This is a genomic window from Dyella thailandensis, from assembly GCF_050749815.1.
GTDB lineage: Bacteria > Pseudomonadota > Gammaproteobacteria > Xanthomonadales > Rhodanobacteraceae > Dyella_A.
Map to the genome: position 1 here is coordinate 3587286 of NZ_CP192735.1, position 13253 is coordinate 3600538.

Genomic DNA, 13253 nt, shown 5'->3' on the forward strand with positions numbered 1-13253 from the left:
GGCGAACTTCCGGCCGCGCACGGCGGTCACAGCGAGGATAAGGACAGGGCGTCCTGGGGAGGAAAGCAGCGATGAATGCAGTGATGCGTTTGCTGGTGCGCCATCGGGGTTTTCTCGTCTTCATGCTGGGCATGCTGGCGTTTCGCAGCGCGGTGGCCGACTGGAACGTGGTGCCCAGCGGCTCGATGCAACCGACGATCCAGATCGGCGATCGGATCCTGGTGAACCGGGCGGCCTACGACATCCGGCTGCCATGGAGCGACATCTCGCTGGTGCATCTGGCCGACCCGCAGCGCGGTGACATCGTGATCGTCGATTCGGCAGCGGCACACGAACGCTTGGTGAAACGGGTGATTGGCTTGCCCGGCGACGAGATCGCCCTGCGTAGCGACGTGCTCTACGTCAACGGTCGCGCTGCGCGCTACACGGCCACCGCCGTCAGCGGTATTCGCGACGACGAGCAGATGCCGGCACGCTACGCGATCGAAAGCTACGGCGGAATGCGCCATGCGGTGCGCCTTGTCCGATACCTGCCGGCCGCCGCCGGCAACTACGGCCCGGTGCGGGTGCCGCCGGGACACTACCTGCTGCTTGGCGATGATCGCGACAACAGCGCGGACTCGCGCTACTTCGGTTTCTTCCCCCGGCGAGAGATCCTCGGCCGCGCGCACCATGTGCTGGTATCGCTCGATCCAGGCCATTACTACCTGCCGCGCGGCGCGCGTACCGGACAGGCGCTGGACGCGTGTTGCGCCAGGTAGCGGCGGGCCGCTGCGTGTGTGTGCGCAACCGGCCCTTTCCAGTCGATGAGCTCGCGCCATTGGCCTGGCCTGAGGAGGCCGGGCTTGATGCTGCCTATGCGCGCGCGGCGCAGTTGCTGATGCGGTAGCCGAACGCGGCGGCCATCAGGTGAATCCGCGATCAGCGCCCTGAGTCAGCACGAAGCGGACACCGAAAGCGGTGCGTTGTTGCTCAGCCGGCCGAGCGAAAGGGCGCTGCGGATGGGCGATGAGGTCGACTGCGGCGGTCCGGCCGGCGTTCGCCTCGCGCCATCGCGCTGGGCTCAGGCTCTGTCGACGTCGCGGCGCTGAAAGAGCGCATCGAGTGCATCCAGCACCTCGTCGGCGCCGAACGGTTTGGTCAGGACGCGCGTGCGCTCATCCGGGTTCGCTCCGTGCACGTGCGTTTCGCCCGTGGCGAACAGCACCGGCAAGTCGGGCGTGACCTTGCGCAGCCGCTCGGCCAGTTCGATGCCCGAGATGTCCGGCAGGCCCACGTCGGTGAGCAGCACGTCGGCCGGCTGCGTCGCCTGCAGCGCGATCGCTTCGCCAGCGTCGGTCGCTTCGGAAACGCGATGGCCTCGCGTGTGCAGCATCTCCACGACGAGGCTGCGGATCATCCAGTCGTCCTCGCAGACCAGGATATGCAGGGGCCGGGTGGCCTGGCGCGGGGCAGGGGACGCAGGCGCGGCCTTGCGCGTGGGCGCAGGCCGTGGCGCCTGGCCCGGCCCGCCGAGCAGCTGGCGCAGGCGACGCGCGAGCGCCTCGCGGGTGTAGGGCTTGCTGAGCAATTCGACGCCTTCGCTCAGCCGCCCGCCTTCCATGATCGCGTTCTGCGTGTAGCCGGAGGTGAAAAGCACCTGCAACTGCGGAAGCTGCTGGCGCGCGGCGGCGACCAGCTCCACGGGGCGCATCGGGCCGGGCATGACCACGTCGGTGAACAGCAGGTCGATCCGCGCGCCGCCTTCGATGATCGCCAGCGCGCTGGCGGCATGCCTGGCCTTCAGCACGCGGTAGCCGAGGTCGCGCAGCATCGCGATCACCGTGTCCCGCACGGCGTCGTCGTCTTCCACTACGAGGATGGTCTCGTTGCCGCCGATCACCTGGTCGCTGTCGGGCGTGGCGGTGGCCGCGTCCTCTGCGCGCGCGCAGCGGGGCAGGTAGAGGCGGATCGTGCTGCCCTGGCCCGGCGTGCTGGAGATCCTCACGTGGCCGCCGGACTGCTTGACGAAGCCGTAGACCATGGACAGCCCCAGCCCGGTGCCGCGGCCCTCGGGCTTGGTGGTGAAGAACGGCTCGAACACCTGCTCCATCACCTCCGGCGTCATGCCGCAGCCGGTGTCGGAGATCGCCAGCACCACGTACTCGCCAGCGGTAGCGTCGCCCTGCGCCAGTGCGTGCGCGTCGTCCAGCGATGCATTGCTGGCCTCGATGGTGAGCCGGCCCATGCCGTCCATCGCGTCGCGGGCGTTGATGGCCAGGTTGAGCAGGGCGTTCTCGACGTTGCCCGGATCCACCTCGGTGTTCCAGAGGTCGTCAGCCACCACGGTCACCACCTCGACGCCCTCACCCAGCGTGTGCCGCAGCATCTCGTCGGTGTCGCGCAACAGCGTGCCCAGATGCAGCACCTTCGGCGCCAGCGGCTGGCGTCGTCCGAAGGCCAGCAACTGCTGCGCCAGCCGCGAACCGCGCGTCACTCCGCTCATCGCGTTGCGGATGCGTCGCAGCGCGCGGTCGTCCGATCCGGCCTCACGCTCGAGCAACTGCAGGTTGCCGCTGATCACCTGAAGCAGGTTGTTGAAGTCGTGTGCGATGCCGCCGGTGAGGTTGCCGATCGCCTCCATCTTCTGCGCTTGGCGCAGGGCGTCCTGGGTGCGATAGAGCTCCTCGCTGCGCCGCGCCACCTGCTCCTCCAGCGTGGCGGTGAGGTGGGTCAGCGCCGCTTCGGCCGTCTTGCGGTCATCGATGTCGGTGTTCGTGCCGATCCAGCGTTTCACCGCGCCGAAGCCATCGCGCAGTGGAACGCCGCGCACCAGGTGCCAGCGATAGACGCCATCGGCCCGAAGCAGACGGCACTCGGTCTCGTAGACATCGCCCCGCTGCGTAGCCTGCTGCCAGGCGGTGGTGATACTGGCGATCTCATCTGGATGGACCATGGCCTGCCAGCCATCGCCCTCCAGGGCGTTGAGCACCGCGCCGCTGTAGATGTAGGCGCGGTCGTTGAACCACTCGACCTGGCCGTCCGGGAGTGCTGTCCACACGTGGTTGGGCAACGATCGCGCGATGCTGCGCAGGCTTTCCTCGCTGTCGCGGATCGCCTGCTCGACCTCGCGGCGGGCGGTAACGTCCATAAACAGGGCTGCAAAGCGGTCGTCGCCGATCGGTCGCACCCGCACCTCGAACCAGCGCCCGTGTAGCCGCGGCGACTGGACTTCGAAATGCGCCGCCTGAGCGCTATCGATCACCGTGGCGTAGCGGGAAATCGTGTCGCCGGAGATGTCGGGATTGATGTCCCGCATGGAGCGACCGATCGTGTCGTAGAGCGACAGCCCTGTCTGTGTCTCGAACGCCGGGTTCAGTTCGATGAAACGGATATCGGCGACCCGCCCGCGCTCGTCGCGGATGGCTTCGCCGATCGCAAAGCCCTCCCGCATCTGGCTGAACAACTCGCGCCAGCGCATTTCGCTGGAGGCAAAGGCCTCTTCCGACCGCTTCCGCTCGGTGATGTCGAACACCACGCCCAGATAGCGCTTGAATCCGTCAGGCCGCTCCAGTACTTCGCCACGCCGGGCCAGCCAGCGCACCTCGCCGGTGATCGGGTCGATCCGCCGGAACTCCGCGTAATGCAAAGGGTTGGACCAATTGCGTCGGGATGGACCGGCGACCGCACGGTCGTCGGGGTGCATCAGCACCAGCAGGCGGCTCTCTTGCACCGCCTCGTCGTCCTGCAAGCCCCAGATGCGCCGATATTCGTCTGAGACCTCCAACTGGCCGGTGTCCGGATACCACTCGAACAGGCCCACTCTGCCAGCGCGCTGGGCAATGCGCAGTCGTTGCGCTGTCTCCACCCGGTCCGTGACATCGCGCACGACCGCCAGCACCAAGCGCGGACTGCCGGTCTCGTCGCAGACGGGGCTGTAGTCGATCGACAGCCAGAACTCTTCCGGCTCGCCAGATCGGTGCAGCACCATGTTGAGCTCGTGATACGCCAGCGTTTGGCCGGTGAGCACGGTGCGGACTACGTGGGCGTTGAACTCGGCTATTTCCGGCCATGCCTCGGTCGCGGCCATGCCGAGGATGTCCGGGTGGCGGGCGCCGGCGAGAGCCGCGTAGGCGGCGTTGTAGATCAGGATGCCCTGCTCGCCACACAGCAGCACCATGGGTAAGGCGGCCCCGAGGACCGTGCAGGCATTGATGCGCAGATAGGCTGGCCATTGCTCGATGGGCCCCAGTGGCGTGAGGGACCAGTCCTTGCGTCGAACCAGTTCGCCCATCTCACCAGCGTGTTGCAGAAAGGCTGGGGAGTCCCTCAAACCGCTGTTCATCCACGCTCCTGCTTGCAACGCGGCCGGCCCGCGGAGTCAACTGGCCGGATACTAACGCCATGCCCGGCGCAGCGTGTGCAGGGAAAGTGGTGGCGGCGGACGGGCCGTCGCGGTGGCCGTCATGCCTTGGTGAAACGGCTGGCCGAAGGTGCCGTGCATCAGCCACTTATTGGGCCGGCACCGGACGCCGCCGGATCGTTACACCACGGGGCCCCCGTCAGTCGCGGCCTAGGCTTACCACTGGGTGCGGTTGGGCAGCAGGCCCTTCAGCTCCACGTCGGTGAGGTTGCGCCACTGGCCGGGCTTGAGGTGGCCGAGCCTGATGTTGTCGATGCGCACGCGGCGCAGCTGGGTGACGCGATAGCCGAACGCGGCGGCCATCAGCCGGATCTGCCGGTTCAGTCCCTGGGTCAGCACGATGCCGAAACCGAACTTGGCGATGCGCCGCACGCGGCAGCGCTGCGTCATCTGGCCGTGGATGCGCACGCCCTTGCTCATGCCGGCGAGGAACTCGTCGGTGACCGCCTTGTTCACCGCCACCAGGTACTCCTTCTCGTGGTGGTTCTCCGCGCGCAGGATCTCGTTGACGATGTCGCCGTTGCTGGTGAGCAGGATCAGGCCTTCGGAATCCTTGTCCAGCCGGCCGACCGGGAAGATGCGCTGCGGGTGATCGATAAAGTCGACGATGTTGCCGTCCACGCTCTGGTCGGTGGTGCAGGTGATGCCCACCGGCTTGTTCAGCGCGATGTACACCGCCTTTTTGGCCGACGGCGTGGTGGCCAGGATGCGCGCCTTGACGATCTCACCGTCCACGCGCACCTCGTCGCCCTCCAGCGCCTTAGCGCCGGTGGTGACGACTTCACCGTTGATCGTCACCCGCCCGGCGAGCAGCAGCTCGTCCGCCTCACGGCGCGAGCACAGGCCGGCTTCGCTGATGTATTTGTTGACGCGCATGCCGCAACACCCGTGTAGGAGCGCACCCTGTGCGCGATCGCTTTTATCCGGCCCCGGAAGATTTTTCGCGCACAGGGTGCGCTCCTACAGGCTCATGTCAGGAGCGCAGCCCGACGCCGCGCTTGAGCAACTGCAGCGCCACCCCCGACAGCACCACCACGAACAGCACCATCACCGCGAAGGCGGTGCCGATGCCCACATCGCTCACGCCGAGCACGCCGAAGCGGAATGCGTTGACCATGTACAGGATCGGGTTGATCCGCGAAATCGCCTGCCACGGTTCGCCCAGCATGTTGATCGAATAGAACACGCCGCCCAGGTAGGTCAGCGGCGTGAGCACGAAGGTGGGCACCAGCGCGATGTCGTCGAACTTCTTCGCGTAGACGGCATTCACGAAGCCGGCCAACGAGAAGATCGTGGCGCCCAGCAGCACCGAGAGGAAGGTGAGCAGCGGGTGCACCACGTGCAGCGCGGTGAAGAACAGCGCGATCATCAACACCAGCACGCCCACCACCAGGCCGCGCACCACGGCGCCGGTGACGTAGCCGAGCAGAATCACCCAGTTCGGCATCGGCGACACCAGCATTTCCTCCACCGCGCGGCTGAACTTGGCGCCGAAGAACGAGCTTGAGATGTTGCCGTAGCTGTTGGTGATGATCGACATCATCACCAGGCCCGGCACGATGTACTGCATGTAGGTGAAGCCGCCTTCGATGGTGCCGATGCGGCTGCCGATCAGCTTGCCGAAGATCACGAAGTACAGCGTCATGGTGATCGCCGGCGGGATCAGCGTCTGCGTCCAGATACGCATGATGCGGGCGATCTCGCGGCGCACGATGGTGTACAGCGCGACCATGTTGATGCTGGTGTTGCTCATGCTTTGGCCTTTTTCTCCCTCTCCCCCGGCGCCGCCGGGGGAGAGGGTTGGGGTGAGGGGGAAGCTGTTCGCTCTTTGCTTTTGCGGGAATGAGGGAGGCCAAACCGGAAAGCCTCTTCATCCAGGCCCTCCCCCGACTGCGTCAGGGGAGAGGAGGAACCGCGGTCAGGCCGCCTTGTCCCGCCCGTTTTCAACCAGCCGCACGAACAGTTCCTCCAGCCGGTTGGTCTTGTTGCGCATCGAGGTCACCCGGATGCCGTGGGTGCTCAGCGCCGCGAACAGGGCATTGAGATCCGAGGTGCGCGGCATCTCCGCTTCCAGCGTGTGCTCGTCGAGCCGGCGCAGCGTGATGTCGGCCAGCGTCGGCAGCGGCTCGGGCGCAGCGGTGACGTCGAGCACGAAGGTTTCCGAGTCGAGCTTGGCCAGCAGACGCTTCATCGAGGTGTTCTCCACGATGGTGCCGTGGTCGATGATCGCGATGTTGCGGCACAGCTGCTCGGCCTCCTCCAGGTAGTGCGTGGTGAGGATCACCGTGGTGCCGGCCGCGTTGATGCCGCTGACGAACTGCCACATCGAGCGGCGGATCTCGATGTCCACGCCCGCGGTGGGCTCGTCGAGGATCAGCAGCCTGGGCTCGTTCATCATCGCGCGGGCGATCATCAGGCGGCGCTTCATGCCGCCGGAGAGCATGCGTGCCTGGTGGTGCGCCTTGTCCCACAGGCGCAATTCCTTCAGGTACTTCTCCGCGCGTTCGGCGGCAATCTTCCGCGGGATGCCGTAGAAGCCGGCCTCGTTCACGCAGATGTCGAACGGCTTCTCGAACTGGTTGAAGTTGATTTCCTGCGGCACCAGGCCGATCAGCTTCATCGCCTCGTTGCGCTGCTTGTTCACCGACACGCCGAACACCTGTGCGTCGCCGCCGGTGGAGTTCACCAGCGAGGAGAGGATGCCGATCAGCGTGGACTTGCCGGCGCCGTTGGGGCCGAGCAGGGCGAAGAAGTCGCCGGGCTGCACGGTCAGGCTGACGCCCTTGAGCGCCTCGACGCCGTTGCCGTAGGTCTTGCGCAGGTTGTCGACGACGAGCGCCGGAACCGGGGAAACGGTAGGTGTGGACATGGGCTGCATCGATGGGGGCAAGCCACCTATTATAAAGGGCTTGTCCACGCCGCCCGCGCCTGCCGGGTGCACACAGCGTTTCCGGGAACCCCCATGGCCGACCACTTCACCCTTCGCCTCGTCGACAGCCGCATGCTGGCACCCACCGTGCGCCATCTGGTGTTCGAGCGGGCCGACGGCCAGCTGCTGGCCTTCGTGCCGGGGCAGTTCCTGCAGATCCACTTCGCCTATGCCGACGGCACGGCGACCAAGCGCAGCTACTCGGTGGCCACGGTGGGCGACGGTCGCTCGCCGGTGCAGCAGATCGAGATTGCCGTGAGCTACGTGGAAGGCGGCGCCGCCACGGCGCTGCTGGGTGGCCTGGAGCACGGTGGCACGGTGGAGGCCAGCGGCCCTTACGGCCGCTTCTGCCTGCAGGACGGCGATGCGCTGCCGCGCTACCTGCTGATGGCCACCGGCACCGGTGTCACTCCCTACCGGGCCATGCTGCCGCAGCTGGCCGAACTGCTTGCCGCGGGCGATCGCGAGGTGGTGCTGCTGTACGGCGCCCGCAAGGAGGCCGAGCTGCTCTACGACGCAGAGTTCACCGCCTTCGCGCAGGCCCACCCGGGTTTCACCTACCTCAGCTGCCTCAGCCGCGAAGCCCGCACCGAGCCCCGTCCAAGCGACCGCATGGGTCACGTACAGGCCGCCTTGCCCGAGCTGGCGCCCGCGGCCGACCGCGACATCGCCTACCTGTGCGGCAATCCCAACATGGTCGACGCCGCCTTCGCCGCGCTGAAGGAATTCGGTCTGCCGGTGCCGCAGATCCGCCGCGAGAAGTACATCTCCTCCCGCTGAGGATGGGCGGCTTGCTTCCGGGGAGCCGCCGGCACGCCGGCGCTGCCCGCACCAGCACCTGAGCGCCGTATTTTCGACGCTCGCCACGAGCAGCCTAGGCGGCTGTGGCGCATCTGCCAGAAAGTCGACGTGTAAAACCGGCTGTCAAGCGCATTTTGGTGCGCAAACGGCACTTCGCGCCATTTATGTGAACTGGATCGCAATTGGCCCACTTGGCCAGGTCGACGCTATTCAGGCGCGACGGCGCGGGCCGAAAACCCCTTCGGACACCGCCAACCCCGCGGATGTCGAGGGCTTCGGCATGAACATCTCGTCAGTAGTTCTTTTCCTGCCACTGTGCGCCGCGCTGCTTGCCGGTGCTGGTTCGGCTCGCGCGGCCGAAGGGCGCATCGCCTTCTCCGGCGCTGTCGTCGAGCCCACGTGTGCGGTGGCTCAGCCCGGCGCGGATCTGGCTGGCGCCAGTACGGCGCCCACCCGGCAAAGCTGCGGCAAGACCGCATCGAATCCCGGGCGGGTCTACACGCGCACGGTGCGTCCGGTGGATGAGGCCAGTGCCAGCGGCGACCGGCTGCTCACCTATTTCGCCCGCAATGCCAGCCTCGAACAGGGGCCGGGTCAAGCGCGGCTCGTCGTGCGTACATACGACTAGCGCCCGAAGTCTGGAGCGATCCGCGTCGACGGCGCCTATTGATAGAAGATGTCGAACGTGACCGTCGCTTTGACATTGCCCGCGCTGACCGCCGGGGCGGTCTGAAAATACTGGGCGTAATACGGAATCGAACTGGTGGCGCCGGGGTTGATCGCCATCTGCGTCTCGAACACCACCGGGTTCATGGAGCTGTCCAACACGCGCACGCCGATGCCTGCCGCGTACCCTGGGCCGGACGGTTGCACCACGCCCGGGTGGCTGTCTGGTGAAGCCGTATGCATGGTGATCTTTGTCACCGCGACACCGGGCGGGCAATTCAGGCTGATCTGGAACGGCGTCGTTCCCGCCGTGGATCCGACGCCGACAAAGGCTCCGGTGGTCGTGGGGGGCAGCGTCACGTTGGTCGGATCAGTGGCCAGATCACAGCTGGGCGTGGTGAACACCACTGAATTCGCGAGGCGGAAGGTTTCCGGGTAGAGCGACTCCCAGCGCCAGTCACCGAGTTTGCCGGCGACAAGCGTGCTCCCGGACGTGATCGGGCCGGTCTTCACCAGCTCCAGTCCCGAGGTGACGCTGAAGGTGGAACTGGACAGCAGTTCGGTGTTGTACGGATATGCCGTGAGGTAGTCCGTTGGGTGGGTGATCCGATAGCCGACTCCTGCCACCCCAGTATCGAATGTCAGGTTGTCCGACTGAAAGCTGCCGCGTGCGTTGACCACGCCGTAGTTGACGTATTGGCCGAAAAAGCCGCCACAGGAAATGACCGGCGGATTGTCCGGTGAAACCTGGCCGGTGGAGGCAATGGTTGCGCCGTTGGCAAGGTTCAGGGGGACGGTTATCTGCGCCGGCAGGCTGAAGGTCACAGACGTGTTGCCGCCCGAGGAGTAGGAGCATTTCGCCCGCGCCACCAGCGGCGCGGATGAGAGCAATAGGAGGAGCGTAAACACGCATCCCTTGACCAGCCGCCTCATGCGCCGCTCCCGAGAATTTGCGACGGTTCGCACATCGCTTCTACCTGTGTAATGGCTGCCGAGCCTTGCCTGGTCTCCGTGGCTTGGGACCCCAGCTTGTAAGGTACCGAACAGCCTCTCGCGGTACCGTGCTCCGCCCAGCGGATATCCAGCTGCCCGCTCTCGTGGGAGACGCGCACCATGATCCGTCCAGCCTGGCCCACCACGCCGACTACGCGATCCTCTTCGTCTCGCACCTCGGCACCGAACGGCAGCGTCTTTCCATTGGCCAGCTTCGTCTGGATCAGCACAAACCGACCGCTCTCACTCTTGAACTTCACCAGTACCACGGCGCCGGCTCGCGGCGCGACCTGGGCGCTGGTGTTGTCCAGCTGCACGTCCAGCGGTAACCCGGTCGGGTCGATGGTGAGCGTGTTGAGCACGTAGGGCGTGACGTAGGGCACCAGAGCGTAGCCGTGGCTGTCGATACGCAGCCCGGCTGCATTGCCTACGCGCGCACCGGCTGCATGGGGGGCCTCGACAATGGCCACCGTATCGCCGAGCTGCTGGCCGAACGTGATGCCGCCCGGATGCGCGACGACGCCGCCAGCCACGTTCAGCGAGGCCTGCGAATAGCCGCTGCCATGGCCAAATCCTGCGTTCAACTGAACGTGCGGGCCGCGATAGCCGCCCGTGACGCTGGCTGTGCTGCCCGCGCTGCCTGTGCTCGCCGTGTTGTCGTGGCTGGCAGTGGCGCCGTAGGTGAACTGGTCGCTGGCGCCGGCGGTGCCGCTCAGGGTCGCCTGCTCCTGCATGCCGCCGGAGGTATCGCGTGCCACGCTGCCGGTGAGTATCGGGGTGTGCGGACTATCGCCCAGTGGGATGGTCACGGACGCCATGAAGCGATTGTCGCTGCGGCCGAACAGGTCGCGCTCCCGACTGGCCGACAGGCTGTAGGTCATGCGGCCCAGCGAGTTGTTGTAGCCCACCTGGTACTGCGTGTCGGTGCCGCCACGGTTCCAGTAGTCGCGGGCGGAGCCGGTGAGGTAGATCGAGCCGCCGCGCGTGCCCAGTGTCTGGCTCAGGGTGACGCTGAAATTGTTGCGCTGGCGGTCGACGCCGCTCTGCACCACGTAGTCGCGATAGTTGCCGCCGATCAGCGCCGCCTGCTGCTCGGGCGTGAGCAGATCCGATATCGGCACGCCGTTGATGATCTGCGGCAGGGTCGCATTGCCGGCGGCGAACACCGGCAGACCGCGCCGTGCGTAGTCGCGGGCGCGCTCGGCATCGCCGAGGGTGAGGAAGCCGCTGGTTGAATAACGGTAGGCGGCAACGCTGAGCGACGTGCCTGTCTCGGCCAGGGTCTTGCTGTAGCTCAGCCGTAAGCTCTGGCCGGACAGCGTATCGAAGCCGGGGATGCGCGAGCGGGCGCTGGTGACGTCCATCGCGAAGGCGCCATAGCGCGTATTGAGCGCGGTGCCGATCAATGCCGAGGCGTAGCCCTGCGAACCGGTGACGCCGGCATAACCGGTGAGCAGGTTGGTGAAGCCGCGCTGCCAGGTGGCCTGGACCAGCCCCGGCTTGCCCTTGATGGTGTTGTCGCGCAGCTGTCCGGCGGCGAGGCTGAAGCGGTTCACGCCCGGACGCAGCAGCTGCGGCACCGAGGCGTAGGGCACCGAGAAGGTGTGCACGCGGCCATTGGATTCGGTCACGCTCGCCTCGAGATCGCCGCCGTATCCGGTGGCATAGAGGTCGTTGATCGCAAACGGACCCGGAGCCACCGTGGTCTGGTAGATCACCATGCCATTCTGGCGGATGGTCACCTTGGCGTTGCTGTCGGCCACGCCGCGCACGGTCGGCGCGTAGCCGCGCAGCGATTGCGGCAGCATGCGGTCGTCGGTGGCGATCTGTACGCCGCGCAGGCCGACGCTGTCGAACACCTCGCCACTGGTCCAGGAGTCGCCGATCGTCAGCTGGGCGTGCAGCGACGGCAGGTCGCGCTGCGCATAGGTCGCGATGCTCTGCCAGTGGCGGGTCGATTGCGCGCGGCCGGCGCCGGATTGCCAGACCAGCGACGAGTCGTGGCGCAGGTGCCAGCGCCCGAGGTTCAGCCCGGCGTTGAGCCCGAGGTAAGACGAGGTCTGCGTCAGCCCCTGGCCGCTGGTGCGATAGCTGTTGAAGTTGTAGTTGAGCAGGCCGGCCGTCACGCCCGAGTCCCAATACCTCGGATCGACGTAGCCGCGCGCCATCTGGCCCAGCGAGGCCTGCGGCACGCTGGTGTCCAGCCGCAGGTCGCCCATGTCGAAATCCATGCTGGCGCCGGGAACGACCCGGCCGATGTCCACGCACAACGCAGGGTTGGCGAGGTCGGCAGTGGTCTGCGCGGTGACGTCAGCCGGGTGCAGGCCGAGCAGGTCGAGCAGCGCGGGTGTCACGCAGGCGGTGGCGCTGGCGTCGTCAGACGGTGCGGCGAAGCGCACGTCGCGGCGGCCGATCGGCCGCTCGTTGAGGAAGATGTCCACGCTGTACGTGCCGGCGGGCACGAAATTGCCACGTTCGAAACGCGACAAGTCGGTGGTGTTCTGGCCGGCTCCCGAAAGCATGCTGCGATCGAAGTTGGCATCCACGGCTGCATCGACGGCAGCCGAGGCTGTCGCCGTGTAAGCCGCCGCCGGGTGGCCCCAGCCCGCCAGCGTCAAGCCGATGATCGCCGCCAGCAGGCGGCGCTGCGCGGCGCCCTCCTGCCGGCGAGCGCTCATGGCGTGACCTTGCCCTTGTAAGGCGTCCCCGCGCCGAAGTCGTTGATCACGGTGTAGTCGACCGCGCTGCCAGCCGGCAGGTTGTGGTCGAGCGCCTTGACCGGCAGGCGCAGCGTCGATTGCGGCGCGACCATGCCGGTCTCGCTCTCATACGAGCTCGACCCGGCGGCGATGGATACCTTGCTGAAGGTGATGTAGTACGCCGACGCGTTGTGGGCTTCCAGGGCGTATCCGTTGCCGTCCTTGACCAACTGCCAGGCCACGCCCTGTGCCGCCGTCGCCGGATCACCGGCCAGCTGCGCCGGGCGGAAGAACAGTTTGAGGCGCGAGCGCACGGCGAACTGCAGCGTGTTCTGTTCCTCGCCGGTCTTGGCGACGGGCTTGGGAGGAATTTCCAGGACGTTGAGCCAGAACAGCGATTCGCGGTCAGCCGGAAGCGGCTGCCCCGCATAGACGATGCGCAGGCTCTGCCCCTTACCGGCGTTCATGCGAGCCAGTGGAGGCGTAACCAGAAACGGCACCTTGGCGGTGTCCGGGGTGGACGCGGGATCACCGTCGTCGATCCAGGCTTCGACCAGGGCTGGCTGGCTGCCTTCGTTGCTGAGTCGCACCGTCACTTCGCCGGTCGCCGCAGGAAAGACGACGCGGGTTCCAGCGATCACTACGGTGGCATGGGCGGGAGCTGCGCCCAGAGCGAGCGCGGCTATGACTGCGCCGGCAGCGCAGAGCAGGCTTTTCATGGGCACTTCCAGAGATTCGTTGCGCCGCGGGGAGCGACGGGCGA

The 13253-nt window shown here is 66.7% G+C and carries 10 protein-coding genes; 3 read left to right on the forward strand and 7 right to left on the reverse strand.

Translation table 11 applies throughout. The annotated features are described in order from the left end of the window. The first annotated feature begins 71 nt into the window (after positions 1–71). Positions 72–761 (forward strand): signal peptidase I, encoded by a 690-nt coding sequence (gene lepB, locus ACQVBX_RS16305; protein ID WP_431635401.1) that lies wholly within the window; start codon positions 72–74, stop codon positions 759–761. 302 nt (positions 762–1063) lie between these two features. On the opposite strand, the gene ACQVBX_RS16310 is transcribed toward lepB, so the two are convergent. The 4 genes from ACQVBX_RS16310 to ACQVBX_RS16325 form a co-directional block, all read right to left on the reverse strand. Continuing rightward, a complete protein-coding gene (locus tag ACQVBX_RS16310; RefSeq protein ID WP_431635403.1) occupies positions 1064–4273 on the reverse strand; it encodes a PAS domain S-box protein in 3210 nt (1069 codons plus the stop codon). 285 nt (positions 4274–4558) lie between these two features. Then, positions 4559–5278: a pseudouridine synthase gene (locus ACQVBX_RS16315; RefSeq protein WP_431635406.1), complete on the reverse strand. Its 720-nt coding sequence runs from the start codon at positions 5276–5278 to the stop codon at positions 4559–4561. Between the two features lie 97 nt (positions 5279–5375). Then, entirely contained in the window at positions 5376–6155 is a 780-nt protein-coding gene (locus ACQVBX_RS16320) for an ABC transporter permease (protein ID WP_431635408.1), read from the reverse strand. 165 nt (positions 6156–6320) lie between these two features. Then, entirely contained in the window at positions 6321–7271 is a 951-nt protein-coding gene (locus tag ACQVBX_RS16325; RefSeq protein ID WP_431635410.1) for an ABC transporter ATP-binding protein, read from the reverse strand. A 93-nt stretch (positions 7272–7364) separates the two neighbouring features. Here ACQVBX_RS16325 and ACQVBX_RS16330 point away from each other — a divergent pair, with 93 nt between their 5' ends. Beyond that, positions 7365–8111, forward strand: a complete 747-nt coding sequence (locus ACQVBX_RS16330; protein ID WP_431635412.1) for an FAD-binding oxidoreductase — start codon at positions 7365–7367, stop codon at positions 8109–8111. A gap of 187 nt (positions 8112–8298) precedes the next feature. Beyond that, complete coding sequence (locus ACQVBX_RS16335; RefSeq protein WP_431635414.1) at positions 8299–8760, forward strand: hypothetical protein; 462 nt, start codon at positions 8299–8301, stop codon at positions 8758–8760. Between the two features lie 35 nt (positions 8761–8795). On the opposite strand, the gene ACQVBX_RS16340 is transcribed toward ACQVBX_RS16335, so the two are convergent. The 3 genes from ACQVBX_RS16340 to ACQVBX_RS16350 are packed head-to-tail and all read right to left on the reverse strand — an operon-like array spanning position 8796 to position 13209. Continuing rightward, entirely contained in the window at positions 8796–9731 is a 936-nt protein-coding gene (locus tag ACQVBX_RS16340) for a fimbrial protein (RefSeq protein ID WP_431635415.1), read from the reverse strand. Then, a complete protein-coding gene (locus tag ACQVBX_RS16345; protein ID WP_431635417.1) occupies positions 9728–12469 on the reverse strand; it encodes a fimbria/pilus outer membrane usher protein in 2742 nt (913 codons plus the stop codon). The genes ACQVBX_RS16340 and ACQVBX_RS16345 overlap by 4 nt, the downstream gene beginning before the upstream one ends. Further along, positions 12466–13209, reverse strand: a complete 744-nt coding sequence (locus tag ACQVBX_RS16350; RefSeq protein WP_431635418.1) for a fimbrial biogenesis chaperone — start codon at positions 13207–13209, stop codon at positions 12466–12468. The genes ACQVBX_RS16345 and ACQVBX_RS16350 overlap by 4 nt, the downstream gene beginning before the upstream one ends. Positions 13210–13253: the final 44 nt, after the last annotated feature.